Consider the following 26794-nt stretch of genomic DNA (forward strand, 5'->3'; position numbering starts at 1 on the left):
GGCATTAGTATATAGTTAAGCTAGGACATTTTATTCAAGATCAAACAATCCAGATTTGGAAAGCTGTCGAGAAATGACACTAAGTTGACTTCTTTCACGATCTACATTGGCAGTTCCGAAAAATGCGATAACCAAATCTTTCGAAGGTGATATATAAAGACCTTGACCTCCATGTGCTCCTTTATAAAAATCGCCATCATCGAATACGGCACCCCATTGATAACTGCTATATATCGTTTCTTTAAAATTCCGTGACGTCTCCTTGAGGTTTTTATTTACATTTCGGATTTTAGATAAGTGCGCATCAGAAATTATTGGATTGGCGCTCTTTCTACCACTAGGCGTAAAAGCAAGACCAAATCTAGCAAGATCTCGAAGTGTTGTTGACATGCCATCAGCATATGAAATAGAGCTCCCATTTTTATTGATTCCTAAAAGGGCACTATATTCTGACCCTATCTTTCTCCATATTTCCTGTTCCACAAAATCGCGAAAGGTAAGACCACTTATTTTTTCGACTAGTAACGTTAATACCATAGCATCGGCATTCGACCATTGGAACTCCGTTCCTGATGGCTTAGCAGACTTTGCAGTAGCTAAATCCATAATTGGGTCAAAACTTACCTCATACGTCTCCAATGGGACGCGATCAATTCCGGAACTCATGGCAAGAATATCTAGTACTGGAACGCCTTCCCAACCTGAATTTTTAAGGGCATCAAAGTAGTAATCAATGGGTTTGCTAGTATCGATTAAACCCCTATCCTCCAAAATAGCAATTGAAGTACTCACAAAGACTTGAGTTATTACCATATTAATATGCAAATCTGTTGGGAACATTCTCGGATAGCCTTCAAAGACGATTTTGCCTTTATGAATTATAATTAACCCATTAACTTCTACTTGCTGTACATAGTCATTTAATGATAGTCCACCGCCTTTTTTTAAATCTGTGGACGTTATAAAATTTTTCACATCATCTCTTGGCGTTTCTTCAAGGATTTTCGGCGTATCTGACCTAAGTATGCGCGAGTGTTTTTGAATTTGGGAGAAATTGAGATAATAATATCGTTCGTGATCACCATATTCGGTCCAATTACCTCCTTCAAAAATGCGTTTATGGAATCCATAAATTTCTTCTTTTGTAAATCCAGCATAGTTATATGTTTCATATTTTGGACTTGGAGTGCTTAAGGTATCTGCGTCTTTTTTTGGCTCGTTTTTACATGCAAGAAAAAGAAGTGTTAAAAGTAGTAGTCCTGTTATGTTTTTCATTATTTTCATAGTTTATAAAAGTTCGGCATCCATCATTAAATGTTGAATAAAGATATCTTATAATCTAGATTCAATATCTTAAAGATGATCAACACAACGGTTAAATGACAAAGCCATTTCGTCATTGATATATGGCTTTCATAAGAAATTATAGAATATTGTTTTTATAGATACTATCTTTATTTTTTCTAAATGAAATGTTTATGCTTAAAAAATCTTTGAAGAACACTATTATCCTTAACATAGGAGCTTTTGTATTGGTGCTCATCCTTGAACTATTAAGTGGGTGGATGATGGTAGATCGATATGATACGCCTTTTTCTTTTTTTTTATGGGGACTTAAATATGCCTTTAATATTATGGCAGCTATATGGATAAATCATTTTATTCTTATTCCTTGCTTTTTTGATAAGAAAAGATATTTTATATACGGACTCTTACTCATTGGGAGTATATTTTTTGTGGCATATTTAGAAGCTTATACTAAAAACAACTGGTCTGGTGTTACTAAAACTTTTTTATTTCATTTTTATACCACAGGTACTGGTATGGCTGCTTTTTTTTTAAGACGGAATATGATCATCCAAAGAGAAAATGCTGAGAAAGAAAAATTACAAATAGAGATGGAACTTAATTATTTAAAAGAGCAGGTAAATCCTCATTTTTTATTTAACTCATTAAATAGTATTTATTCACTTTCCAGACAGCAATCACCTGAAACTCCTGATCTTGTTATGCAGCTCTCAGAATTATTGAGGTATCAAATTGAGAGTTCTAAAAAAGATATTGTTTTATTAAAAGAAGAGCTTGAGTTTATAGAAAATTATTTGTTACTTGAAGAAAAAAGGTTGAGTAAACGTTGTACTATTGAATTTCTAATTGAAGGAGATTTGTTGGGATTAAAGATTTCTCCAATGTTACTCATCCCATTTGTTGAAAATGCTGTGAAGCATGGTGCTCAAAGTACAAATGAACAGAGTACCATTGATATTTCAGCTTCTATAAAAAATACCACTCTTCATTTTTGTGTAGTAAATTCAAAACCTTCTATGGTTTCTATATCGAAAAGAAAAGGACTGGGTCTTGAAAATGTAAAAAGACGTTTAAAGCTATTATATCCTAATTCCCACGTATTAAAAATTGAGGATACAGAAGAAAAATATCATGTAAATTTATCTATTGATTTATTGGTTTCAAAATTATAAAAAACAATTAATGATTAAAATTGGTATTATAGATGATGAAATACTAGCACGTAAAGTGTTAGAAGATTATTGTTCAAAAATTGACAACTTTGAATTAGTATTAAGCACCGGGAATCCGCTTGAATTTATCAATTTTATTCAGCAAAATGACCTTGATCTCATCTTTCTAGATATAGAAATGCCTGAACTTAATGGCATGGAAATTTTGAGGTCTATGATAAAATCGCCAAAAGTTATTTTGACCACAGCTTATTCTGAGTATGCACTAGAAAGTTATAATTATAGTGTTGTAGATTATTTATTGAAACCTGTAAAAATTGAACGCTTTTTGAAAGCCATCAACAAAGTTTCATCTTCAAAAATAACACAGACTAAAAAAAATAGCGGAACTGAAGAACTTCAAATAAAACATGATGGAATGCCCGTTAATATTTCACTTAAATCAATTCTGTATATTCAGAGTTTTGGAAATTATTTGAAAATTTTTACCGATTCAAGAATGTACCTTATCTCCGAAACACTTATTAATATTACTACCTTATTATCTGAGAATTTCCAACGTACACATAAATCATATATTTCTAATTTGGACAGAGTTACAAAGGCAACCAGAACATATTTGTTAATTGAAAATAATAAAGTCCCAGTCAGTGCTATGTATAAGGTTATTGTTTTTAAAAAATTGGAAGCTTTAGCAAAACTATAAAAGAGTTAATTCTCATTTATTCGCACCTTTCCTATTGTTTTAAGAAATCGTTAACCTTACAAGTTCGGTTTGCACTTCTCTCCTACACTTCGACAAGCTCAGCATAAACTCGCTTGTGTAAAAATTGTGCCATTACCTTTATTAAAGAAGCTTTTAGTAATAATTTTTTAGAAAAATAGAAAAACCAATTCACCTTCTGAATTGTTCAAATTAAGGTTTTGAAATTAAAAGGCACTTCTAGAGATGAATAGGTAATATACTTTTGTTTAACATTTGCTATTAATAGTTAAACATTTTGTACATTTACAAAAACTTATTAGAAGATGAAAGAAGTAATTTTAAAATGGTATCCAGTTATTTTAGCATTCATATGTTTATTATACTCTGTAGGTCTAGGTATTATGGGTAGGACAGATGAAGCTCAATATTCAGCCCATTGGCCAGGAACAATATTATTATTCGCAATAGCAATTAGACAAAGAAGAAAATAATGGACATATCATTTTTTATAATAGGAGGCATCATATTTGCTACATACATAGCACTCACATTTTGGAATATTTTTTATTCAAATAAGAAACAAAGAGAAGAAAATTATCCAAATTTGAATAAAGACCTACAGTCAACTATTCCTTCTGTCGAAGAAAAAAAGTCAGATTTGTAAAGTATTCTCAACTCTATAAACTCAATTTTAGTGTTCTTTGACCCATGTAAAGAAGCTTTTAGAAATATTAGCAACTATTATGCGTCGTATTTTGAAACGTATTGAGTTAATCTTGTTACATGAGTTTTTGACGTTCTAATTTTATGATTTTAATTGTCCTTAATTAAAGTGTAATTAGACATGAAATGAAATTTCGATATTCGTTTAAACTCTGATAAATTAATTCCACTTCACTCCTACATTTCGACAAAGTTTATCTTGAGTTTATCGAAAAGCTCAGCGTAAACTCACTTGTGTAAAAAACTGTCTCATACCTAATAATAACAAAAACTCATACGTAAAACTAAAAGATAATTTCCCTTACAAAACGATTCATCACATCTAAAACTGACAAATATCATTGCAACATTTTTGATAAAAAAATAAATTTAATGACACTATTATCAAATACATATCATGATGAAGCGAAGGATACTCATTACGACAGATTTTTCTATAAATGCCCAAAATGCCATTGATTATGCTATTGATCTATACAAACAGAACGTTTGTGATTTTTACATCCTAAATACTTATAATGTAGAGGCTTTTACAATGGAACTCACTGCTATAAATTCTCTGGAAAAATCTAAACAAAAATCTATTGGAGGATTAACGAATATTCTTGACAGATTATCAGTTATTAATAATTCACCAAATCATCAATTCCATATGATCTCAGAGTTTGGTTCTTTAATAGAAATAATGAAAAAAATCATCGCAAAGCGCGATATCGATATCGTTATAATGGGTACCAAAGGAAATACGGATTCGAGAACACTAATTTATGGAAGTCAGACTGTATTTGCGATGGAAAAAATTAGAAACTGTCCTGTTTTAGCAATTCCCGCAAAAGCAACCTTTAAAAAAATAAAGGAAATCGTTTTTCCAACAGGTTACCGAACACATTACAAAAGTAGCGAATTTCAATACTTGGTCGACATCGCAAAAAATACGGGCGCGGCAATACGTATTTTACACGTTTTAAACAAACATAAACAACTCAATGAAAACCAACTTAATAAACAAAGGCTTTTAAAAGATTATTTTGAAGAATTAGAATACTCTTTTCACATATCACATGATACAGACGTGCAATCGGCTCTAAATTCGTTCATAGAAAGTCGAAATAGTGATATGGTTGTTTTTATTAACAAAAAGCACAGCTTCTTTAGCTGGATTTTATCGAAACCTATGGTAAAAAACCTAATGTATCATTCCACCATTCCAATTTTAGCTTTACATGATTTAAGAAACTAATAAATAATACTTGAGTGAATAGTTTGATAGTTAATATGTTGTATTTGTCAGAAACCATTAAGTATTAAAATTGAAACTCTTTTAATAAACAACATTATAAAGGTCGTAAACATATGAAATCGAAACTAATAATATATCCGACTGACTTTTCTGATTGTGCTAAAAACGCAATGAATTATGCTATTGCCATGGGTAAAGTACTAACATGTAAAATTAAAATAGTACATGCGCTTGAAATTGGTTCGCTAGCATCTACCGAAGAAAACCCTATGATGCTTTTTGATATAATAACACAATTAGAAGAACAAGCTGAAAAGAAACTAAAAAAACTGAAAGAAGAAATAGAAACTTTTGGACTAGAAGCTGAATATGACATAGTACAAGGTCGGACCTTATTCCTTAAAGAATATATGGAAAAATTAGATCCAATTATGATTGTAATGGGAACTATTGGTAAAAATGGACTTGAGAATAGAATATTTGGAAGTTTTGCTTCTCAAACCATTCACAATCCAACATCTATTGTATTGGCAATTCCTCAAAAAGCCAAGTTCAATAATTTAGCTGAAATAGTCTTTGCAACAGATTTTCATACAAAAGATAAAACCTGTATTGAGTTTATCAAGAAAATAAGGAAATACTACAGATCGAATCTTCGAGTAATTCACATAAGTGAAAAATTTGAAGACTTAGAACAAGAACGAGAAAAAATTTCACAATTAGAAACAGAAGTAACCAAAGTAAATAGCAGTCAAAATATACATTTTGAACTCATTTATGGTGAAAATGTAAAAAACAAATTAATAGCACTACTAGAAAGTTCAAAACCAGATATGCTAGCCTTAATAACAAGAAAACGAAACTTTATTGAGCGCTTTTTCAGTAAAAGTATATCGAAAAAAATGGTAAACTATTCAAATGTACCTATACTTGTTTTTTCATAGTTTAAATGTTTTACTTTTCAACAACTTACGTCTTAAATTGATTGATCTTTATTAGCTAAACAAGTAAATAATATGATTTTCATTGCCATGACTTTATATTATTTAAAAACATGCTTGTTCAATTTCAATTTTACAAAAAAACCTAACTTCCTCAATTTAAAACAACTATAAAATTCTTCTTAAAATTGTGAATATCTATTCTAATTTTTGACTTTTTTAGGTAAAACAAAATCATATATTTGGCTCCCTTAAAACAAAAAGATATGAGCGCAACATGGTATGAATGCAAAGTAAAATATAGAAAAACTGATGAAGAAACAGGAGAACAAAAACTAAAAACAGAACCATTTTTAGTAGATGCTATTTCCTATACCGAGGCAGAAAGTAGAATAACACAAGAAATGGCTGCCTATTTGAGAGAAGGTGAAGAAATTAAAATTACAAATATAAAAGTGGCTAATTATGCTGAAATTCATCCGTTTGAGAACTCTGATCGATGGTTCAAATGCAGAGTAGCGATGATTACTTTTGATGAAGAAAGCGGTAAAGAACGCAAATCAAATCAATACCTATTGATACAAGGAAATGATGTGAAAGAAGCCTATGAAAATACGGTTGTTGCCATGAAAGATACGATGGCAGAATATACGATTCCTGCAATTAATGAATCTCCAATTATGGACGTTTTTCCTTATTTTTCAGGTGAAGAAAGCGAAATGAAACATATCAAAAAGTTTATTGAACTGAAAGATTCTGTTCCCGTAATTAATACGATGAATGAAGAATTAGAATTAGTGGATTCTCTTTCAGCTGAATAACTAGCATCAATTATTAAAAAATAGTTTAAACCTGAACAATACTAACATTGTTCAGGTTTTTTGTTTTGTTTAAATGTTATATATGTAAAGAATGAAACGAAATTAGAAAAATGAATATCCAACAGTAAATTGGAATATACCGTTTCTTAATTTATCCGAAGAACCACTTATATTATTAATATTTGATAATCCCAAATTGTACCGTACACCAAAATTTAATCCGTTATCTAATTTATACCCTAAACCAAAGTTTACACCAAAATCTAATGTTTTAAAATCGTCTCTTACATTTTCTAATTTACCTTTCGTAGAAAGTAAAAAACCAATTTGTGGACCAGCTTCTAAACTTAACTTTTTTGTCACATAATATTTCCCCATTAACGGAAGATTCAAATAATTTAGTGCTTTTATACGATCATCAATACTAAAACCTTGAGTTGAATACATTAGTTCTGGCAGAAAAGAGAATTTTTCATTCAAAGGTATTTCTGCATAAAAACCGAAATTAATAATACTAAGTATAGGATCAACATTTCCTGTATTGTCGCCGTAAAGTGATCCAAAATTGGCTCCAATTTTTGCCCCAAATTCAACATCTTGAGCATTAATAGTTGTGAATCCAAAAACTGTCATCACAGTAATAAGTACTAATTTTTTCATTGTTTAAAATTTAAATTGTTAAAACAAAAGAAAAGAATATTACGAGCCTTTGCATACTCTTTATAACTGATTTAACCTTTTTAACCAATTTTAACAACCGACTGATATTTAATGAGTTAAAAGATGTTAAACTTAGCTTACAATAATAAAAAGTACTGTTCTTTAAAGGTTCGTATTCTTACTACTCTATATATTTTAAAGTATGCATCTTCAGTTTAAACAGTTAATCTTTCTATAATGCTTATTTTTACAAATTATAGCATTTACCAGCACATATGAGACACCTAAAAGAAGTAGTAAAGAATAAAGACAAATCAAAGCCAAGAGCGACCTTGAAACAGGCTTTTAAAACGATTATTTGGCCTCGGCGGAATTTAGTTTTTTTGGGCTTACTATTGATAATTATTAGGAGTTTGTCAGGTTTTGTGTTGCCGCTACAAAGTAAAGTGTTGTTAGATGAAGCTGTGCCTAATAAAGATTACGATCAGTTATATACAGTGATTTTTATTGTGATTGGCGCCATTTTAGTCCAAGCGATTACCTCTTTTCTGTTAACCAAAGTGTTGAGTATACAAGCACAATATTTAATTAGTGAATTACGTGCTCAAGTGCAAAAAAAGGTATTATCGTTGCCAATTAGTTTTTTCGACAACACAAAATCGGGTGCTTTAGTATCCAGAATCATGAGTGATGTGGAAGGTGTTCGAAATCTTATAGGAACCGGATTAGTACAATTAGTTGGCGGGACATTTACAGCTATTCTAACCTTAGTTATTTTACTAAGAATGAACGTTTGGATGACACTTTTTACATTTATACCCTTGACAATTTTTGGAATCATTGCCCTAAAATCATTCAAATACATTCGACCAATTTTTAGGGCCAGAGGAAAAATTAATGCTGAAGTAAAAGGACGATTAACCGAAACTTTAGCGGGTATTCGTGTGATAAAAGCCTTCAATGCAGAAGATCAAGAAAGCAAAGTTTTTGAAAAAGGTGTGGCCGATATTTTTAAGAATGTTAAAAAAAGTATGACCGTAAGCGCTTTAATGACGAGTTCTTCTACCTTTTTAATAGGGATAGCAACGACTGGAGTTATGGGAATTGGTGGGTATTACATGATTCAAGGCACACTGACTTTTGGTGATTTTATACAATTTACATTTCTATTAGCGTTCATGGTTGCTCCAATTGTGCAAATGAGTAATATTGGAAGTCAGTTAACGGAAGCACTAGCAGGTTTAGATAGAACTGAAGAACTCATGAATTTGACTGCTGAAGAAGATAATGAAGACAGAAATATTCAATTAAAAACTATAAAAGGTGCGATTGAATTTGATGATGTTTCATTCTTTTATGAAGAAGGAAAAGAAGTCTTGCATAACATTAACTTTAAAGCACCCGCAGGTTCTGTAACGGCTTTGGTAGGAAGTTCAGGTTCTGGAAAATCGACTATTGCAGGATTGTCGGCTACGTTTTTAACACCACAATCTGGTAAAATCACGATTGATAATCATGATTTATCAGAAGTCAAATTGAGTAGTTACCGCCAATATTTAGGTGTGGTTTTACAAGATGAATTTTTGTTTGAAGGCACAATTCGTGAAAACATTATGTTTCCAAGGCCAAATGCTACCGAAACAGAAGTCATAAATGCTGTAAATGCAGCGTATGTAAACGAATTTACCGACAGATTTGATTTAGGTTTAGAAACTTTAATTGGAGAAAGAGGCGTAAAACTTTCTGGTGGTCAACGGCAACGTTTAGCGATTGCGCGTGCAATTCTAGCAAATCCTAAGATTCTTATTCTAGACGAAGCAACATCAAGCCTAGATACCGAAAGTGAAGCGTTAATTCAAAAAAGTTTAGCGGAGTTAATAAAAGACAGAACAACCATTGTTATTGCGCACCGTTTAAGTACTATTAAAAAAGCGGATCAAATTTTAGTCATCGAAGCCGGACATATTGTAGAACGTGGAACTCATGACCAATTGATTGCGAAGCAAGGTCGATATTATGAATTATATACGTATCAAGCGAAGATTTAATTCATTAGTCTTTAATCACAAGGTTTATATTACTTTAGAGGAATTCATGAATCTTGAATTTAGAATTTTAGTTTTAAAAACATGAATTCAATTTTTATGAGATTATTTTTAATGATTCTATCTTACAAAATATTCAAAAACTCCAACGTAACCTTATAAAAAAACTATTTCCTAAAGTTTGATAATCTTGAAATTCAAAAAAGGATTGCCCAGTGAAGTTGAGTTCCCAATTGGTGGCAATTGAATAATCTACACTTGGAATTATAATGACTGAATGTTTGGTTGGTGAGTAAATGGTACTCATAGCTGCTTTTAAAATAGGTGTGAATTCTTTGGCTAATTGTAGAAATCCCGAATATTTATAAGGCATTAAATTTTTAGCACTCAAATTGACAAGTAACAAACTCCCTATGTTACCAAACGAGTCGTTTGCGCTACCGTTGTATAAAACAGAACCATTTATATATACTCCTTTTTTGAAACCATAATCAACAGAAACAGAAGCACTCAACACATTTTGTGAGTTAAAATATGCCTCATAAGGCACAAAATAAGAGACTTCTCCTTTAAAACCAACATTCTTTAAATTTCCTGCCCAACCCACACCAACCATCCAATCCTTTTGGTAAATACCGGTAATTAACTGAATATCATAGGACCATTTGTTGAACTGATACATAGCAGCCACTATTTTATCATCACTACTTCTACCCTTTTTTGCGGCGACTTCAATTTTACTGAAATCACTTAAATAATATTGTATGCGAATGGCATCACTTCCTGGTCGTTCTTCATAATCGAAATCTAAAAAATTATAGGTATTAAAGATATCATTCGGATTCCAAATTAAATTCATTCCCCAGTTAACACGCTGTCTTCCTATGGTAATATCCCAATCTCCTTTTGTATAATTAATTAAAGCCCTGTCAATAGTTGAATTGAAAAGCATGTCTTTATTATCTATTATATTCCAGGAGAGATTTGTAATACCATTGTCTTGAGAAATGAACTCTGAAAAACCGAATATGTTTTTAACATTATTTCCATAGAACAACCTGTTTCTAAATTCTAATCTGACTTTTATTTCATTGGAAGGTGTGTATTTAAAATTGAGTCTATTGTGTACTAAGGTTGTCCATTGTAACTGATCTAATTGGTCAACAAAACTAAACTCATTAAGATTCTTTACATAACCTGATAAAAACAATTGTTGTTCCTTCTCTTGAGCTACTAAATTAAAGCTTATAAGCACAACCAAATATGTAACCAAGAGTCTCTTCATTGTGATTAGGTCGGTGTTTGTTGTACATCTGACGCTACTTTTCCATCAACCAATGTGATAACACGTCTTGCCTTTTTAATCACACGTTGATCGTGGGTTGAAAACAAAAAAGTAATCTTCTCTTCCTTATTTAATTTTGCCATGATATCCAGCAAATTAGCTGCGGATTTTGAATCCAAATTTGCAGTGGGTTCATCGGCTAGTATTATTTTAGGTTTTGAAGCTAAAGCTCTGGCTACTGCTACGCGTTGTTGCTGACCACCAGATAGTTCTCCTGGTTTACTATTTATTTTATCTTTGAGTCCTACTTCTTCTAACAAAGTTAAGACACGTTTTTCTCGTTCCATTTTTGGTACATGCTGCAGCTGCAATACAAAACCCACATTCTCTTTTGCGGTAAGAACAGGAATTAAATTAAATGACTGAAATACAAACCCAATATTGTGCAATCTAAAATCTATTAACTTGTTTTCTGATAGTTTCGTGATTTCAACACCATCAATAATGACGCTTCCAGCTGTTGGCTCATCCAATCCTCCCATCATATTCAATAGTGTCGATTTTCCAGAACCAGAAGGTCCAACTAAAGCAACGAACTCACCTTCTTCTATATGAACGTGCACATTTTGTACCGCATGAACTGGTACTGTTTTTGGATTGAATGTTTTACTTACATTATGTGCATCTATAATTGTTTTCACCATAACTTTAAATTTTACGTATTGCTTCTGATGGATTTAATTGCAGTGCTTTATAAGCAGGATACATAGCCGATACTATGGCAGTTATTAAACACATGGTTGCGATAATTACATATTTTTCTTGATCTAATACAGGATAGATCATTGAACTGAATCCGTACGATGCTAATCCTTCAGAAAACATAGAAATATTAATTCCGGTTTTTCCTAATATAGCAACAGTCAACCATCCTACTAACAAGCCAATTGGAGCACCTATTACTGTTAAATAAAACGTTTCTAACATAATCATAATGAAAATTTTGCGCTTATTCAACCCAATTGCCATCAACATTCCCAGTTCTCTAATACGCTCTAAAACAGCCATTAACATCGTGTTTACAATACCAAATGTTAATGCTAATAAAATGATACCGCTAATGATATAAGTATACAGATTAAACGATTCAATAATCATACTTAGCTCAGGTGAAAGCTCTTTCCAATCTTCAACTTTTGCTTTAGAAACAACTGTTTTACTATAATTTTTTATGTTATCTAATTGTGCTTCATCTTTTACTAAGATGGCTATTTCATTGCTCTCAGATGGCTTTAACCCTAACAACTTTCGTAAATGCTCTTTTTGTACATACACGTTCACTTCATCTAAGGAAATATTTTTTGATCTATAAATTGCTCCAACTCTAAACGCACCAGAAATAATTTCTGAATTAACATTTGTAAAGGTTAGCACAACTTTGCTTTTGAGTTTAATCTTCAATTTTTTGGCTAGTTTTTCCCCAATAAGAATCTCATTGTCTTTTCCCGAATCAAAATAAGCGCCTTCTCTTACACTTTCATTTAACGCTATTTGTGTAACTTCAGTAGCAGGGTTAATTCCGTAAATCTTTACACCACTTGCTGTTGTTGGAGATGTTATCATTCCTATTGAAATAACACGAGAACTTACTGAGGCAATGCGATCATCAGATTGAAATTGTTTTACAATCGCATCAGTGTTTAGTATGGTAAATTTAGCGTCCTTTTCTTCTTCAAAATTGGGATGATGTATTTGAATATGAGACAATTGTTTATAGACCGATTCATTAATGTTATTCTTATACAAACCCCAAGAAAACGATAAAATGAAAATACCAGCCCACACACCAATAATAATGGAGCTTATTACGACTAAGCTTCTGGCTTTATTTCGCCAAATATTTCTCCAAGCAATTTGAAATAACATAATTAACTATTTATAGCTTCAACTGGTTTTAACTTCATCACCTTATAACCTGGGTAAAAGGCTAATAGAATAGATACTATTAAAACAACTAAAGTTTGAGTGATAAAAATTTTTTCATGACTAGAAAAGTATATGATAGATTCTATACCATAATCTTCATAAACTTCTTTTAGCTCTCCCGTTAAATGAATGGGATATATGGTAAACCATTTTATAAACAATATACCTCCAATAACACCTGCAAAACAGCCTAATAAAGAAATCATGATGGACTCTAATAGCAACACCAATGCCAGCAATCTCTTTTTCATTCCTATGGCTATCAAGATTCCTAATTCGTGTTTGCGTTCAAAAATCATCATTAACAATGTGCCAAATAACCCAAACGAAATAACGAAGTATAAAACACCAATAATGATATAATGTGCAGTACTATCTGCTTCTATAAATTGATCCATTTCTGGTATCATCTCTTTCCAACTCATTACTTCGTATGTATTAGAATCAATGGATTCTTGTAAAGATTGTTTTAGTTTTTTTAAATTGGTTGCTTTATCTAACATCACCGACACAGAGGTTAACCGATTTTCTGCTCCATGCATATATTGCGATTGTTGTATGGGCATATACACCACATTGTTATTAAGTTCAAGCGCGCCTAATTTTATAAGACCTTTTACTCTAAATTTTGCAGCAGCACTACTTGCATGATATCCTTGTCCTAAGAGTATCAAGGTATCATTTACTTTTAGTTTTAAGTGAGCCGCTAAACCTTCTCCTAAAACAACCGCATTATCGCTAACACTTTCAATATATTCACCAGCTACAATTTTATCGTGTAGATTATTAACCTCTCGTTCTTTAATAGGATCTATGCCTAAAACAAGAACACCTTTTGTTTTGTTAGCATACGAAGCCAATGCAAATGTTTGCAAACGAGGCATAATGTGCGTCACCTTTGAGTTTTTAAGTAACACCTGATACAACTGTTGATCTTCTTGAAATGTATTGTCTATGGACTGCTCATCCCAATACCCTTTTTGATGAATTTGCAAATAGCCAGAAGAATAACTCACCACATTATGAATCATATTATCGTAAACACCATCGGTTAATGAGCGGAAAACTATTGCCAATAGCACTGCAAAAAATACAGAGGTAGCGGTAATGATTGTTCTACGTTTATTACGCCATATATTTAACCAAGCAAGTTTTAATAACATCATTTTAATTTTTTCATATTTCTCGTTGTGAAGAAATTATCATTTATATCTTTATCAAATACAATGTCATTGTAAATAATAACAGTACTATTTCCTTTTTTATCAATAGGAAACATTTCAACCTTTGAAGTGATTTTTCTACCGCCTACTTCCTTAACTTCACTAGAATTCATAATATTTACTAATTCTCCATCTTCATCATAAAATTCTGCTTTTAGCTGTAGAAAGTCTTTAGAGTCTATCCATACAATCACTTTTTCCCATACAATAGCAGCGGAAGGCTTAGGAATCATTTCAATTTTATAACAGTCTTTATCTGAAATCATTTCTTTTCCTAAAAGTTTATGATCATAATCAACGGTGGAAGATGCCTCTTTTACTAAATCATCATTGGTGAAATCGGTTCCCATCCAACTTTGCGACATCATAGATGGAGGTAATTTGATACTGCGCTCAATAGACGGAATCCAATTCCAAACCTCTTTTATACGCTTTAAAAAAACAGTACCCTTTTCTTTCGCTGGTGAAGTAACTAATATCATAGAATAATCATCACCCTTAGACCAAGCTTTCATATTCATTTCTCTACTCCAAGTAGGTCTGATTATTTTGATAGTGATATCTGCCTGCGATGTTTTACCACGCATATTATCATCTGCCTTCTTAACAATATCTTTTGCAGAAAGGTTTTGTTGAGAATACATTGAAGTGAATAACATCGTACAAACAAAAACACCAATAATAAATTGTAAAAATTGTTTTTTCTTCATAAGGTTAAAATTAACTTACCGTAAGAAGAAAAGAAATGATAATTGTCAGTCATACCATTACATTTAAAAAAAGCTTTTAGACGAACCATTTTGGTACTAGACTAACTTTATAATATGACTACAATTTTTGAAAGTCATTTATATTAACTATTTTGGTAAATTGTAATATGAACCTACTTAAAAGATTTTTTCTAAAAGATACATGGCTGTGCTCCAAACAACATATAAATTTTATATGCAGTTTTGCTTTTGTGCTGTTTTCAATCCCGAATTCATTTGGTTTTGTACAATCAAATGAAAATGATATTGCTGCAATTGATCTTCAAAACACAACAATTGATAAAACGACCGAAATAGCACTCAATGCTGGCTGGGAATTTTATTGGAAAGAATTTATAGAACCTGGGAACTTCAATGCAAAGAAACCATTAGCGGAAGTTACACTTACCAATTGGACAAAATTTAATCTTTCTGAAACTGAAAAATTACCTTCTTTTGGATATGCAACATATAGATTACAGATTTCTATTCCGAAAGAAAGACCACATGTTTCCTTATACATTCCGGCGGCGTACGCTTCCTCAAAACTGTGGGTAAATGGAAAATTAATCGCTGAAATTGGTCGTGTGGGTACTTCAAAAGCAGAGACACTACACAGAAGAGCTGCTCAAATTCTTCCGCTAAATACGGATGAAACTGAGTTTGAAATTGTGATTCATGTCGCAAATTTTTATCATAATAAAGGAGGAATTGATGAACCGCCTATACTAGGCTTTAGCAATCTCCTTCATGATATAAGATCGAAAGAAATCATAGCAGATATGATTTTCATTGGCTGTTTAGGCTTTATCGGAATCTTCTTTTTATTATTCTTTTTATTTTATTGGAACAAAGACAAAGCCATTCTCTACTTTGCCATTCTTTGTATGTCGTTATCGTACATGGCATTGAGTGACAGATACGCGCCTTTTGCAGAAATTTTTGAATCCATGAGTTGGATTCTATTGACAAAAATTGAATACATCATATTATTTTTAGCTGGCGTATCCGCAAGTCTATTTTTCTATACAATTTTCTCCAATTTTGTTCACAAACCATACTCCAAAATTATAGTTTACAGTTTTTATTTTCTTGCATTACTCGTTGTTTTTCTTCCAGCACCCTATTTTACAGAATTACTATTGCCATTCTTACTTTTAATGATCTTAAATTTAATCTATGTGACGTTTGTAATCGTAAAAGCGGTCATTAGTAACCGACATGAATCTCTTTTGATGTTGGTTAGCATGTTACTGGGTTCTATTATTTTTTATGTTCATATTTTTTCTTTTTTAGGTGAAAGTGGAAATGCTATGATATACGTGAATTTTGGTTACATTGTAGTTTTCTTGCTCCTTTCCATGCTTTTAATGACGCGGTTTTCCAATTCCTTTCAAGAACTTGAACGCACAAAAGAAGTTGCACTTGCACAGAAAAAAGAAATCTCAATACAATCAAATAAACTGTCAACTGTAAATCGTGAACTAAAAGAAAATTTAAGGCATTTAGAGAATTCTAACGCAGAATTAGACAGTTTCAATCATATTGTATCACATGATTTAAAAGCGCCGTTAATAGCAATGCATACGCTGGTTTCTTTTATTGAAGAAGATTTGGAGATGACTATAAATGAAGATGCCAAACAACATTTTAAACTATTAAAAGATAGAGTTTCTAAAATGGATGCGTTGATCAATGGACTTTTAGAATATTCTAAAATTGCGAAAGGGAAAAAGAAGAAAGAATCGTTTGGCCTGAACAATTTGCTTCGCGAAATTATAGAAGTCGTTGATAATGAAAATAAACATACAATTCACCTTCCTGAAAAGGATGCTGAAATTTATGCCAACAAAATTGAATTAGAACATGTTTTTCAAAACCTAATTAACAATGCTATCAAGCATAACGATAAAAATAATGCAATAATTACGATTTCATTCTCTAAGCTTCCAAACGAATATTTATTTTCTGTAAGTGATAATGGTCCAGGAATTGACGTGAAATATCACACTAAAATTTTCGAAATGTTTAGTCAATTAAATTTTAATGATGAAGTCGAAAGTACAGGTATTGGTCTTTCCATTGTAAAGAAAATTGTCTCTGAAAATCATGGAACTATTTCTGTTGAATCAGAAAAAGGAATTGGAACAACCATCAAGTTTTCATGGAGAACTTAAAAAAATGAAAATCCTCAGTTGATTTTATAGCATAGAAAAAGGAACTTCTCCCTTTTATTTCGCTCACAGGTAGTATATTTGCCCTAAATAGTACACCAAACAGTTATCTCTTTAATTCTATGCCTTTTAAAAAATTACATGCTAATATACAAGAGAAGTTAGCAACTCTCGAAATAACAACTCCTACTCCATTTCAGAGTAATAGTATTCCTGTCATTAAAAGTGGTGCCAATGTATTTTGCACGGCTCCAAAAGATAGTGGAAAAACAACCACGCTTATTCTTACCACTTTACAAAAATTAAAATGTGAAGCCGTTGGAAGTGCTCCGAGAGCGGTCATTTTGGTAGAAAATAAAGAAAAAGCCTTAGCCTTATATGAGACTTTTTTAACGTATACAAAACACAATTCGTTGCGTGTGTATGTTGGTTATGAACAACTTCATATTGATGTGCAAAAATCAGAAATATTTGAAGGAATAGACATTCTTATTTCCACGCCAGTAACAATGAACAAGTTATTCTTAACGAATGGATTAAGCGTTTCTCAATTAAAAATATTTAGTATTGACGATGCTGAATTTTTAGTTCAAAAATCAGCCTATCAAGCGCTAATGTCCATTACGAGTAGTGTTGAAAAATGTCAGTATGTGTTATATTCTGATAAAATGCACCCAGTATTAAAGCGTTTTGAATCATATTTTATGGAATATTCTAAAATAGTAAGCACTTAGATGATCATACCTAAACTACATTATATAACTCAAGGAAATTCTCCAAAAGAAGTGTTGGAAAATATCCAGAAAGCGTGTGCTTCTGGTGCAGAATTGGTGCAATTACGTTTTAGAAATGTTTCAGATAAAAAACTTTTAAAATTAGCCACAGAAGCTAGAGAAATCACAGCGCATTTTCAAACCAGATTGCTAATTACCGATCATTACAAAATAGCAAAAGAAGTAAAAGCAGATGGTGTACATATAGAAAAAATAGACATCTGCCCTACTATTGCGAGAAAGCATTTATACACTTGGCAAATGATTGGTGGAACCGCAAACACTTTGCCAACATGTGAAACATTACTTACGAAAGAAGTTGATTATATTGGTTTAGGTCCTTTTCGATTTACGACAACTAAAGATAGTTTGCCTCCGGTTTTAGGTTTAGATGGTTATGCTGAAATTATAAAAGCATTACAAACCGAAACTCCAATTATTGGCGTTGGCGGCATCACAACAGAAGATGTTTCTGATATATTAGAAACGGGCATTTCTGGAATTGCAGTTTCTGGAGAAATTACACGTAATTTTAATACCATCAAAACATTCAACCAATTACTAAACGCATCTTCAACGGAAGAACAACGGTATACATTCAAATAAAATTATCTTCAAAAAAAATAAATTTTAATCAGCTATACGTTTTATCTATAGTTTAAATTAATAAGAAAAAGCCTGTTTCGAGTTCATTTAGAATACTCAAAACAGGCTTTATTAAATAGTTACAAGTCAATTACTATTGACTAAAATAGGATGTTACTTAGGCCTTTCAGCTTCAATTCGTAGCGCAAATCCTCCCAATTGTATGCTAGACATGTTCTCTTCAATAAGAACGAGTTCTATTCCATCTTTATCAGGTTTGCCGCTATACTCAGTTCCTATTACAACTGGTGTCAATCTTCCATTAATCATTGGTACATTTACGATTAATCGAGATTCTGTCGTATAAAAATAGGTGCGACCATTTTTAGATTTCACTAATGCATTCGCCTTTTTGCACTTGTTCTGTTCTTCCATCAGTTTAAGATCATATTCTCTATATGATGGATTTTTACGAAGTAGTTCTAACGCCGTTTTTTCAACACGTTCATCTAAAAATCGAATCCAAATTGGACTCTTTTTAGGTAATCTTCCTTTGTGTAATACCAAACGCTTCATCGTTGATTTATCTTCTGCATTGCCTACAACACCTGTAGCTTCATAGGTATCATCAGTACTATCATCTGAATAATCAATTGTAATATTTCGTTGCCCAAGGTTGGAATTGTCTATGACTAAATTTCCTGACGGAGTTGGCCCAGTATGTGGTGAAACTTCTGCTAAAAGACACGGATGCCAAGAAGTTCCTCCTACTGTTTCTGGCGGTACCATTGCTGCAGGCCATTGGAAATCATAAATAACTTCCGAACCATTAGCTTGTGTAGTCACAAATGCTTCTCCTATCAAATAAGTTCCTTGTACTAAAGGATTTGGAATTGGATCTCCTGGATTACCTGATGGGATAAAATCTGTTGGATATACAAACTGCGATCCAGCAAAATGAGTTAAATACAATCGAACATAAAAATTAGAGGAAGCTGTTGTTCCAACATTTTTTACGCGGACACGGACCCAATTATCCGTACCTGATATTGCATTTTGATTTGGTGGATTAACACCATAAGCTGGATCTGGTAATCCTTCTACTGCCGGATTAGCATTTCTAATCCAAATATCAGGACTTCTCCAAAAAGTACCTCCTGTTGGCACTATAGTTCCGTCATCTGACAAATTATCTCTAATCACAAGATTTACTGCTCCAGTATCAAAATCATTCGCACCTTGTACAGCAGCGAGAATATCTAATCTTCCGAAGCCATACCATTGGCTAAACCCAGCGATCCATTGCCCTACCGGATTTACATTAGCACCATCAATCACAACGGCAGTATTTCTAAGAATATCACGTAAATTGATCCATGTCAATTGCGGTTCCGCAGACAACATCAATGCAGCCGCGGCTGCTACGGTTGGCGCAGAAGCGGACGTTCCACCAAACGTTTGTGTTCCGCCCACATCATTAAGAGAAGGCGCTCCAGTACCTTGGGCACAAATATCTATTTCTGGACCAAAATTTGAAGTACCACTTAATACTTCAATTCCTAATCCATTTGGTTGATTAGAATTAGAAATAGCTAATGTTCTTGGATGTGCTGCAAAAGTTCTAAAACCTGTGATTAATTGAGGAACTGTAACACCTCCTATGAGTGTTCCATTTCCAGCAGAATATACGACCAATGTCCCTAATCCTCCACGGCCATACGTACTTAAATATTCAAAAGTATCGTCCATTAAACCAGATAAAGCAAGCCCGTTTGAACCATGAGAACACGATATAATATCCGCTCCGTTCGCAATCGGTTCTGCTGGCCAACCTACAGTTGTGTTTCCTGTTGTAAAACCTGCTGCCCATAATAATACGTCTGCATAATTAGCAGTTCCTAATGATAAAGGTCTTTCTAAACCAATTTGATGTGTATTAGGCGCTATTCCTGCAACTGCCGAATTGTTATCCGTAAGTGCCGCAATAATTCCATAAACGCCCATTCCGTGACTTGTATCTGGTGCGTATCCTGCTACAGTACATGGTTGCATGCCTGAAAAATCATAACATTGTGACAGTTGTGGGTTTCCATCGGTAAGGTTTCCTCCTATATCTGGATGATCCGTGTCTATTCCTCTATCTAATGAACATACGGTTACGTTTGTACTTCCTAAAGTAATATTAGGATTAATTCCATTCAAAAATTGCCAAGCTTGATCTGCGTTTTGAAGCGTTAAATTTGCTTGTGTTCCATACAGCGTATCATCTGGCGGATCAGCAGGAAATACATCATCGGTAATTTCTGCCATAACATCTGGTTCCGCATACACAACGATGTCTTCTTTATACCAAGATTCCATTAGTTGCAAGTGGTTTTTCCAATCTCCCTTTAAGAATTCAATTAAATAAGTATTACCCGCTTGAATAAATTTTCTTAAAATACGTCCACTTGTTTCTTCTACTAAGCCATCGATATCTTTAGGCTTCAAGTGATTTTTAAATCGTACGACAAAGCGATGATCAATTAATTTGATTTGATCTGTTCCCATATCAACTGGAATTCCGACTCTAACATCTCTTTCCATAAGTTTAGAAACGTTTGCTCTAACCTTATCAAGATCTTTAGCATTCCTTAGCTTAAATATCCACATAGCGCCATCACCAGCAATATTTGTCCCTTTTTCATTTTTAAGTTTGTGTGGCTTCATTTTGAATTGTTTACAAACTTTTTCCATGAGTTTTTTCGACTCTCTTTCCGAAGGTGGCTGCGTTTCAAAAACCAATCCAATTATATTTTCTTCTGGTTGAAAAGGCACACGGTTTTTCCCCATACGATAGGATGGCCAACCTTTTTTTCCAAGGTAGATAGGTGTAATTTCATTTTTTGTTACCTCAAGAACTCTTGAAGGCGCAATCATATCTTCTGTTGTTACTGATAGCTTGTAACTACCTTTTTGTACTTTTCCTGAATATAGATTTTTTCCTTTTACTCGTTTAAGTTTTATTCTTCCTAAACGCACTAGTGCATCTTTTTCATAAAGTGTGCCTCCTGGATTGTGAAGCGAAATAACAACACTAATTCTCTCTGGTGTGTTTTTGATTTTTTTTGATTTCATACTATAGTTTTTGATTTATAAATATCACCAAAAAGCAATTCCATATTGTAGGAATCATTTTTCGATCTCCGCAAGTTAAACCGCTAAGTATCTTAAATCAAGGGTTCTTTCCTTCTTACTATCGGTGTAATTCCCTGATATTTTACAGGTTTTTTCCTGTTTTACCTCAATTTTGTAGTTTTTTAGATTGATTTAATGAAGTAATTATATGAGTATGTAGTCTTATTAATTAGTCATGATTTCTTGTTAAAGCATCTTTTTGACTGAAAATATATTTATCTCAAAAAAATATAAGTTGTTAGTATACATGTTTACAATTTATAAAGTATCTTATGTTCTCAAAATCAATCATTTTCGTTATGAAAACTTCTTTTTATGTACTTCTATTGTTTTATGTATTAACGAGTTGTAAAGATGTCGGTGATCCTGAATATGCTATTATAGCTGATAAACTTCCAACAGATTTGCGCACTGGAGCAACGCCAAATGAAGCGGCTACGTTTGCATGGAATACTTTTTTGGCAATAAATGCACCAACAACTGACGGAACAGGAACCCAATGGGAAAACTACAAAGAAGCCTATGATATCTTTCTAGATAATGCTGAAACGCCTACTGCTTGGGGAAAACCAACTCCAGGAAATCAAACCGTATGTGACACGATTAATTCGAATCATAAAATTCTAAGAACTACGTCCAAAATAAGTCCGTTGATTACGGAAACGAATCAAGCTGTTGGCGGCGTACTTATTGATAAAAATTCAAATCTGGTGCATTATGAGGTGTACATGAACAAACCGATGTTTCAATATGTATTAGAAAATCAATTCTATAATGCTTTAAAACAGGCAGGAAGTAACATCAATTTTCCAGTTGGAAGTATGGAGCTGAAAGCTTCTTGGCGAATTTTAGATGCAAAAAAAGATGATATAAGTCGGTATCACACGTCTAAAGCTATTGTGTACATTCCGGCGAGTGATTCTATTCAAAATGACTCTTTTCCTAAAATAGTAAAACATAAAATACAATACTGTTCCGAACAATTAGTAGGATTGGTAGGACTTCACGTTGTGTATAAAACACCTTCAAATCCTAATTTTGTGTGGATGACTTTTGAGCAAAATGATAATGTAGAAACCGAAGCCACAAAAAAAGCTGGAATTACACCTTCCTTTTATGATCCTTCAAAAGCGAAACCATATTGTCCAGATAATAGCCGACAACAAGATTGTCCGGATCAAATAATGACACAAGTCACCAGACAAAACCCAATTCCTGATTGGGTAAAAAAGGCAAATAAAGACTATCAAGAGCATTTACATGAGAAAAAATCGGTTTGGGAACATTATCAGTTGATTGGTGTGCAATGGCCTACAGATAAAACCAGAGTAGGAAATCCTATCTTGCAAAACTTAGCGAATAGCAGTATGGAAACTTTCAATCAAACAGCGAGTAGTTGTATTGGTTGTCATGCGTTTGCGCGATCTTCTAATCCTACAATTTATTCCGATTTTAGTTGGGTAATGGGAAGAGCTCAAAACCCAATTGCCAAATTACCAGAACCTAATGGACCAGACTTAATGAAATATGTGATGCGTGTGAATCCTTATAAAAACTGGGGAACTTGGCCAGACGATATCTATAATATTTTTAGTAAAGCGACTCCTGGCGAAAATCCACACGGAAAAACCATTAAAATTTATGTGAATGATATTGCATTGAAAGCCTATGAAGATAATCCAACAATAACTACGTTGCCTCTTGGAAGTATTGTTTTAAAAGAAAATTTTAGAACGACTCCACCAAGCGATCCTCTTTTTAGTGATTTAGTTGAACTCACTATTATGTATAAAACAAAAGATAAAAATGGCGTTGTACGTTGGTTTTGGGAAAAAGGACGACCATTTGGTCCAATCGATGCTGCAAGTTTTGATCAACAAGGTTGTATCAGTTGCCACATGAACTGGAAAGGTAATGGCGATGGTATGTTAAGTTTTAATTTTGGAAATAGACCTGTAATTACTGATACACCTTATAGTCCTGATGATAAAAAATAATAGTTGAATTAATTCTTCTCAAAATTTCACAAAAAAAAGCCCATCAACTCGTGATGGGCTTTTGTAAAACTTGAAGTATATGTATTAGATAACTTTTACGTTTACTGCGTTTAAACCTTTTCTTCCTTCTTGTAGATCGAATTCAACTTCATCGCCTTCGCGAATTTCATCGATTAAACCTGAAATGTGAACAAAATGTTCTTTGTTTGAACCTTCTTCCGTTACGAAACCAAATCCTTTAGCATCGTTGAAAAATTTTACTGTTCCTTTACTCATTGTAATATATTTAATTTTTAATAATACTTATACATATTCAATTAGCGTGCCAAGAATGAAACTACGTGAAAATAACGCGTATTAAGCGGTTTCTAGCGTACGTTGCGTCCTTCTATAGGTAAATTTAGGATAGATGTTACGTTTGGCGAAACGATTTAGATTTCCAGCACTCATCATTTTTTGAAATATCTGTTTGGTAACTCCAAAATATTCGTACGTAGAACCATCTGTAAAAGTAAATTCTAACAATAAACCTTTATGTTGGTAATCTGCAATACTACCATTGGTAATCGTTTCAGTGTATGCTGGTAAGTTTTTTTCTTTCGTTTCAGGTGCCATACTTACCAAAAAGTGATATCCATCAATAATCTTACGACTATTGAGCTCTGCATCTTCTTGTAAAGCATCTCCATTTTGGAATTTATCAGGATGCCATTCTTTTACCAAATTACGGTAACTCTTTTTTAAGGTCTTTAATTCGATTTCGTTTTCGACTCCAAAGAGTTTCTTATATTCGTTTATGCGCTTCATGTCAAAATTTATTTGAAGGCGCAAAAGTACATGTTAATAGTATATGAACTACAATAGTATTGAATAAAAGAATTATTTCTTTTCAGCATTCTCATCATTGGATTTTATCTTGATGATTTTTCTTGTTGTCTGAACTAATTATTGCCTTCAACACTTCATAACATTATGTATTTATCAAGCTGAAAATCAGTAAATTATAAACGCAAAAAAGCCCATCAACTAGTGATGGGCTTTTGTAAAAAGTGGAAATATATGTCTTAGATAACTTTTACGTTTACTGCATTTAATCCTTTTTTTCCTTCTGTAAGTTCAAATTCTACTTCATCTCCTTCACGAACTTCGTCGATCAATCCTGAAATGTGTACAAAATGTTCTTTGTTAGAACCTTCTTCAGTTATGAATCCAAAACCTTTGGCGTCATTGAAAAATTTTACTGTTCCTCTACTCATTGTAATATATTTAATTTATTAATACTAATTAGTATTCAAAGATAGTGCCAAAAAAATTAAAAAACCTACCAATCGATAGGAAAATAATCTTTTAAAAATTTTCCGCACCAATGTTTCCCTGTATTTATGCCGTCAATTAGCGGATCTAGTACTCTCGCAGCACCATCAACAATGTCTAATGGCGGTTGAAAATCGTGAATTTCGGCTTTCTTTTTAGATAATTCGGCAGGATCTTCATCAGTTACCCATCCAGTATCGACTGCATTCATGTAAATACCTGACTTTGCGAAGGTTGCTGCAGATGTGTGTGTTAGCATGTTTAAAGCAGCTTTTGCCATGTTTGTATGTGGATGTCTGTCTTCTTTTTTAAACCGATGAAATTTCCCTTCCATGGCAGAAACATTGATGATATGTTTCTTACCTGTGTTTTCTTTCATCATTAGATTTGATAATCGATTGCACAATACAAATGGAGCAACTGCATTTACGAGTTGTACTTCTACCATTTCTGTGGTTTCAATTTCGCCTAGTTTCAAACGCCAACTGTTGGTTTTTCGTAAGTCTACTTGTTGTAAATCAGCATCTAACTGTCCTTCTGGAAACACTTCTTCTGTTTGTAATGAGTTATCAAAACTATACGGAATTTGAGAAAGCTCAGCCGAATTGCGCAATCCAATACCAGGTTCGGGTCCGTGCCAAGTAACTGGAAGCACATTGTTTTTGCTTGTTTTAGATGTTGCAATGCTTAAATCTGATAGTTCTTGCAAACAACTTATATGATCTTTTAATAATTCTTGCGCCAATTTTGGAAGTTGATCCACGGGCAATTTTTCATTCTCCATTAAATGGAAATAAAATCCTGAAGGTCTTCGCACGGTTTGCGCGGCATTGTTGATTAAAATATCTAATCGATCGTATTTTTGCTCGATGTAATTGCAAAAAATTTCCACGCTTGGAATGTGTCGCAAATCCAATCCGTGAATATGCAAACGGTTTTTCCATTGTTTGTAATCGTCTTCTTTAGCAAATCGAATGGCAGAATCTGCTGGAAAACGTGTGGTAGCCACTACAGTCGCGCCAGAGCGTAATAACATTAATGTTATGTGATATCCTATTTTTAATCGAGAACCTGTAATGACAGCTACTTGTCCTTTTAAATCTGTGGTTTGAAAGCGTTTTGCATAATTCAAATCGCCACAACTGGTACACATCGTATCATAAAAATGATGCAATTTTGTATACATTGTTTTGCAGACATAGCAGTTTCTGGGCGATTCTAATTCTGGAGTATCATCTGCAATTAACGCTGCAGTCAGTATTTTTGGAGCGACAAATAATGTTGCTTCACGGGCAGAACGAATTCCGGTTGTTTTTCGCGCATGCGTATCTTTAGCAATCATTTTACGCTTCGCAGATTTTTTAGCATCTTTTCTTCGACGCTGAAACTCATCCCGATTAGGTCTAGACAATTCGCCTGCAACCTTATAAAGTGCTATTCTTTGTGCTTCTGGTAATTCGAAAAGTTGATTGGTATCTTCTAGTAACTTCTGTAGTGTAGCGATGCAAGATTCTATTTCTAGATTATGATTATTTTCGCTCATAAAATTGTATAACTGTTATGCGTATGCTATTTTTTAATCGATCGTAAAAATTAATGGCAATAAAAAAGCCCATCAACTTGTGATGGGCTTTTGTAAAACTTGAAGTATATATATTATAGTACTTTAACGTTTACTGCGTTTAATCCTTTGTTTCCTTCTTGAAGATCGAATTCAACTTCGTCGCCTTCACGAACTTCGTCAATTAATCCTGAAATGTGTACAAAGTGGTCTTTTTCAACACCTTCTTCTGTGATAAATCCAAATCCTTTAGTGTCATTGAAAAATTTTACTGTTCCTTTACTCATCGTAATGTATAATTTAATATTTATTAAGTTGCAAAGATGATACCATTTTCTGGATAGTCAACATATT

At 32.9% G+C, this 26794-nt stretch carries 24 protein-coding genes; 11 read left to right on the forward strand and 13 right to left on the reverse strand.

All coding sequences use genetic code 11. The features are described from left to right. Nucleotides 1-30: 30 nt before the first annotated feature. Nucleotides 31-1275 carry a serine hydrolase domain-containing protein gene (locus H2O64_RS10055; RefSeq protein ID WP_187562062.1) on the reverse strand — a complete coding sequence of 415 codons (1245 nt, stop codon included), beginning with the start codon at nt 1273-1275 and terminating at the stop codon, nt 31-33. A gap of 203 nt (nt 1276-1478) precedes the next feature. Here H2O64_RS10055 and H2O64_RS10060 point away from each other — a divergent pair, with 203 nt between their 5' ends. From H2O64_RS10060 to H2O64_RS10085, 6 genes are all read left to right on the forward strand, one after another. Beyond that, a complete protein-coding gene (locus H2O64_RS10060; RefSeq protein WP_187562063.1) occupies nt 1479-2480 on the forward strand; it encodes a sensor histidine kinase in 1002 nt (333 codons plus the stop codon). A gap of 10 nt (nt 2481-2490) precedes the next feature. Next, nucleotides 2491-3186, forward strand: a complete 696-nt coding sequence (locus tag H2O64_RS10065) for a LytR/AlgR family response regulator transcription factor (protein WP_187562064.1) — start codon at nt 2491-2493, stop codon at nt 3184-3186. Nucleotides 3187-3509: 323 nt separating this feature from the next. Beyond that, nucleotides 3510-3677: a hypothetical protein gene (locus tag H2O64_RS10070; RefSeq protein WP_187562065.1), complete on the forward strand. Its 168-nt coding sequence runs from the start codon at nt 3510-3512 to the stop codon at nt 3675-3677. A 629-nt stretch (nt 3678-4306) separates the two neighbouring features. Next, the gene (locus H2O64_RS10075; protein WP_187562066.1) at nt 4307-5149 is read left to right on the forward strand and encodes a universal stress protein; all 843 of its coding nucleotides are present in this window, start codon (nt 4307-4309) and stop codon (nt 5147-5149) included. 113 nt (nt 5150-5262) lie between these two features. Then, nucleotides 5263-6093 carry a universal stress protein gene (locus H2O64_RS10080; RefSeq protein WP_187562067.1) on the forward strand — a complete coding sequence of 277 codons (831 nt, stop codon included), beginning with the start codon at nt 5263-5265 and terminating at the stop codon, nt 6091-6093. A gap of 263 nt (nt 6094-6356) precedes the next feature. Beyond that, on the forward strand, nt 6357-6911 hold the full coding sequence (locus tag H2O64_RS10085; RefSeq protein ID WP_187562068.1) for a DUF4494 domain-containing protein: 555 nt from the start codon (nt 6357-6359) through the stop codon (nt 6909-6911). A gap of 102 nt (nt 6912-7013) precedes the next feature. On the opposite strand, the gene H2O64_RS10090 is transcribed toward H2O64_RS10085, so the two are convergent. Next, on the reverse strand, nt 7014-7571 hold the full coding sequence (locus H2O64_RS10090) for a porin family protein (RefSeq protein WP_187562069.1): 558 nt from the start codon (nt 7569-7571) through the stop codon (nt 7014-7016). 275 nt (nt 7572-7846) lie between these two features. Between H2O64_RS10090 and H2O64_RS10095 the strand changes: the two genes are divergently transcribed. Then, nucleotides 7847-9619 (forward strand): ABC transporter ATP-binding protein, encoded by a 1773-nt coding sequence (locus H2O64_RS10095; RefSeq protein WP_187562070.1) that lies wholly within the window; start codon nt 7847-7849, stop codon nt 9617-9619. 133 nt (nt 9620-9752) lie between these two features. On the opposite strand, the gene H2O64_RS10100 is transcribed toward H2O64_RS10095, so the two are convergent. The 5 genes from H2O64_RS10100 to H2O64_RS10120 are packed head-to-tail and all read right to left on the reverse strand — an operon-like array spanning nt 9753 to nt 14820. Further along, nucleotides 9753-10901 (reverse strand): hypothetical protein, encoded by a 1149-nt coding sequence (locus tag H2O64_RS10100; protein ID WP_187562071.1) that lies wholly within the window; start codon nt 10899-10901, stop codon nt 9753-9755. A gap of 5 nt (nt 10902-10906) precedes the next feature. Then, nucleotides 10907-11605, reverse strand: coding sequence for an ABC transporter ATP-binding protein (locus tag H2O64_RS10105; protein WP_187562072.1), 699 nt, complete (start codon nt 11603-11605; stop codon nt 10907-10909). A 4-nt stretch (nt 11606-11609) separates the two neighbouring features. Continuing rightward, nucleotides 11610-12827 (reverse strand): ABC transporter permease, encoded by a 1218-nt coding sequence (locus H2O64_RS10110; protein ID WP_187562073.1) that lies wholly within the window; start codon nt 12825-12827, stop codon nt 11610-11612. 2 nt (nt 12828-12829) lie between these two features. After that, nucleotides 12830-14053, reverse strand: a complete 1224-nt coding sequence (locus H2O64_RS10115) for an ABC transporter permease (RefSeq protein ID WP_187562074.1) — start codon at nt 14051-14053, stop codon at nt 12830-12832. Then, nucleotides 14050-14820, reverse strand: a complete 771-nt coding sequence (locus H2O64_RS10120; RefSeq protein ID WP_235982832.1) for an outer membrane lipoprotein-sorting protein — start codon at nt 14818-14820, stop codon at nt 14050-14052. Before H2O64_RS10120 ends, H2O64_RS10115 begins: the two co-directional genes overlap by 4 nt. A gap of 251 nt (nt 14821-15071) precedes the next feature. On the opposite strand from H2O64_RS10120, the gene H2O64_RS10125 reads away from it, so the two are divergent. The 3 genes from H2O64_RS10125 to H2O64_RS10135 all read left to right on the forward strand — a co-directional run bounded on the left by H2O64_RS10125 (nt 15072) and on the right by H2O64_RS10135 (nt 18412). Next, the gene (locus H2O64_RS10125) at nt 15072-17036 is read left to right on the forward strand and encodes an ATP-binding protein (RefSeq protein ID WP_187562075.1); all 1965 of its coding nucleotides are present in this window, start codon (nt 15072-15074) and stop codon (nt 17034-17036) included. A gap of 119 nt (nt 17037-17155) precedes the next feature. Beyond that, complete coding sequence (locus H2O64_RS10130; protein ID WP_187562076.1) at nt 17156-17767, forward strand: DEAD/DEAH box helicase; 612 nt, start codon at nt 17156-17158, stop codon at nt 17765-17767. Further along, nucleotides 17768-18412 (forward strand): thiamine phosphate synthase, encoded by a 645-nt coding sequence (locus H2O64_RS10135; RefSeq protein WP_187562077.1) that lies wholly within the window; start codon nt 17768-17770, stop codon nt 18410-18412. 153 nt (nt 18413-18565) lie between these two features. On the opposite strand, the gene H2O64_RS10140 is transcribed toward H2O64_RS10135, so the two are convergent. Then, nucleotides 18566-21508 carry a S8 family peptidase gene (locus tag H2O64_RS10140; RefSeq protein WP_187562078.1) on the reverse strand — a complete coding sequence of 981 codons (2943 nt, stop codon included), beginning with the start codon at nt 21506-21508 and terminating at the stop codon, nt 18566-18568. A gap of 359 nt (nt 21509-21867) precedes the next feature. Between H2O64_RS10140 and H2O64_RS10145 the strand changes: the two genes are divergently transcribed. Continuing rightward, on the forward strand, nt 21868-23565 hold the full coding sequence (locus H2O64_RS10145; RefSeq protein WP_187562079.1) for a cytochrome P460 family protein: 1698 nt from the start codon (nt 21868-21870) through the stop codon (nt 23563-23565). 84 nt (nt 23566-23649) lie between these two features. On the opposite strand, the gene H2O64_RS10150 is transcribed toward H2O64_RS10145, so the two are convergent. From H2O64_RS10150 to H2O64_RS10170, 5 genes are all read right to left on the reverse strand, one after another. Further along, nucleotides 23650-23841 (reverse strand): cold-shock protein, encoded by a 192-nt coding sequence (locus tag H2O64_RS10150; protein WP_187562080.1) that lies wholly within the window; start codon nt 23839-23841, stop codon nt 23650-23652. Nucleotides 23842-23922: 81 nt separating this feature from the next. Next, nucleotides 23923-24372, reverse strand: a complete 450-nt coding sequence (locus H2O64_RS10155) for a KTSC domain-containing protein (RefSeq protein ID WP_187562081.1) — start codon at nt 24370-24372, stop codon at nt 23923-23925. Between the two features lie 257 nt (nt 24373-24629). Continuing rightward, entirely contained in the window at nt 24630-24821 is a 192-nt protein-coding gene (locus H2O64_RS10160; protein WP_187562082.1) for a cold-shock protein, read from the reverse strand. 65 nt (nt 24822-24886) lie between these two features. Next, nucleotides 24887-26422, reverse strand: a complete 1536-nt coding sequence (locus tag H2O64_RS10165) for an SDR family NAD(P)-dependent oxidoreductase (protein ID WP_187562083.1) — start codon at nt 26420-26422, stop codon at nt 24887-24889. A gap of 113 nt (nt 26423-26535) precedes the next feature. After that, complete coding sequence (locus H2O64_RS10170; RefSeq protein ID WP_187562084.1) at nt 26536-26727, reverse strand: cold-shock protein; 192 nt, start codon at nt 26725-26727, stop codon at nt 26536-26538. Nucleotides 26728-26794 lie beyond the last annotated feature (67 nt).

It is taken from the genome of Kordia aestuariivivens (genome assembly GCF_014397005.1).
GTDB lineage: Bacteria > Bacteroidota > Bacteroidia > Flavobacteriales > Flavobacteriaceae > Kordia > Kordia aestuariivivens.

Coding starts and splice junctions, on each gene's coding strand:
- H2O64_RS10055 (WP_187562062.1), bottom strand. CDS start 1,275: ATGAAAAACATAACAGGACTACTACTTTTAACACTTCTTTTTCTTGCA.
- H2O64_RS10120 (WP_235982832.1), bottom strand. CDS start 14,820: ATGAAGAAAAAACAATTTTTACAATTTATTATTGGTGTTTTTGTTTGT.
- H2O64_RS10105 (WP_187562072.1), bottom strand. CDS start 11,605: ATGGTGAAAACAATTATAGATGCACATAATGTAAGTAAAACATTCAAT.
- H2O64_RS10135 (WP_187562077.1), top strand. CDS start 17,768: ATGATCATACCTAAACTACATTATATAACTCAAGGAAATTCTCCAAAA.
- H2O64_RS10115 (WP_187562074.1), bottom strand. CDS start 14,053: ATGATGTTATTAAAACTTGCTTGGTTAAATATATGGCGTAATAAACGT.
- H2O64_RS10100 (WP_187562071.1), bottom strand. CDS start 10,901: ATGAAGAGACTCTTGGTTACATATTTGGTTGTGCTTATAAGCTTTAAT.
- H2O64_RS10140 (WP_187562078.1), bottom strand. CDS start 21,508: ATGAAATCAAAAAAAATCAAAAACACACCAGAGAGAATTAGTGTTGTT.
- H2O64_RS10090 (WP_187562069.1), bottom strand. CDS start 7,571: ATGAAAAAATTAGTACTTATTACTGTGATGACAGTTTTTGGATTCACA.
- H2O64_RS10165 (WP_187562083.1), bottom strand. CDS start 26,422: ATGAGCGAAAATAATCATAATCTAGAAATAGAATCTTGCATCGCTACA.
- H2O64_RS10065 (WP_187562064.1), top strand. CDS start 2,491: ATGATTAAAATTGGTATTATAGATGATGAAATACTAGCACGTAAAGTG.
- H2O64_RS10160 (WP_187562082.1), bottom strand. CDS start 24,821: ATGAGTAGAGGAACAGTAAAATTTTTCAATGACGCCAAAGGTTTTGGA.
- H2O64_RS10075 (WP_187562066.1), top strand. CDS start 4,307: ATGATGAAGCGAAGGATACTCATTACGACAGATTTTTCTATAAATGCC.
- H2O64_RS10145 (WP_187562079.1), top strand. CDS start 21,868: ATGAAAACTTCTTTTTATGTACTTCTATTGTTTTATGTATTAACGAGT.
- H2O64_RS10155 (WP_187562081.1), bottom strand. CDS start 24,372: ATGAAGCGCATAAACGAATATAAGAAACTCTTTGGAGTCGAAAACGAA.
- H2O64_RS10080 (WP_187562067.1), top strand. CDS start 5,263: ATGAAATCGAAACTAATAATATATCCGACTGACTTTTCTGATTGTGCT.
- H2O64_RS10130 (WP_187562076.1), top strand. CDS start 17,156: ATGCCTTTTAAAAAATTACATGCTAATATACAAGAGAAGTTAGCAACT.
- H2O64_RS10070 (WP_187562065.1), top strand. CDS start 3,510: ATGAAAGAAGTAATTTTAAAATGGTATCCAGTTATTTTAGCATTCATA.
- H2O64_RS10060 (WP_187562063.1), top strand. CDS start 1,479: ATGCTTAAAAAATCTTTGAAGAACACTATTATCCTTAACATAGGAGCT.
- H2O64_RS10085 (WP_187562068.1), top strand. CDS start 6,357: ATGAGCGCAACATGGTATGAATGCAAAGTAAAATATAGAAAAACTGAT.
- H2O64_RS10110 (WP_187562073.1), bottom strand. CDS start 12,827: ATGTTATTTCAAATTGCTTGGAGAAATATTTGGCGAAATAAAGCCAGA.
- H2O64_RS10095 (WP_187562070.1), top strand. CDS start 7,847: ATGAGACACCTAAAAGAAGTAGTAAAGAATAAAGACAAATCAAAGCCA.
- H2O64_RS10150 (WP_187562080.1), bottom strand. CDS start 23,841: ATGAGTAAAGGAACAGTAAAATTTTTCAACGATGCTAAAGGATTTGGT.
- H2O64_RS10170 (WP_187562084.1), bottom strand. CDS start 26,727: ATGAGTAAAGGAACAGTAAAATTTTTCAATGACACTAAAGGATTTGGA.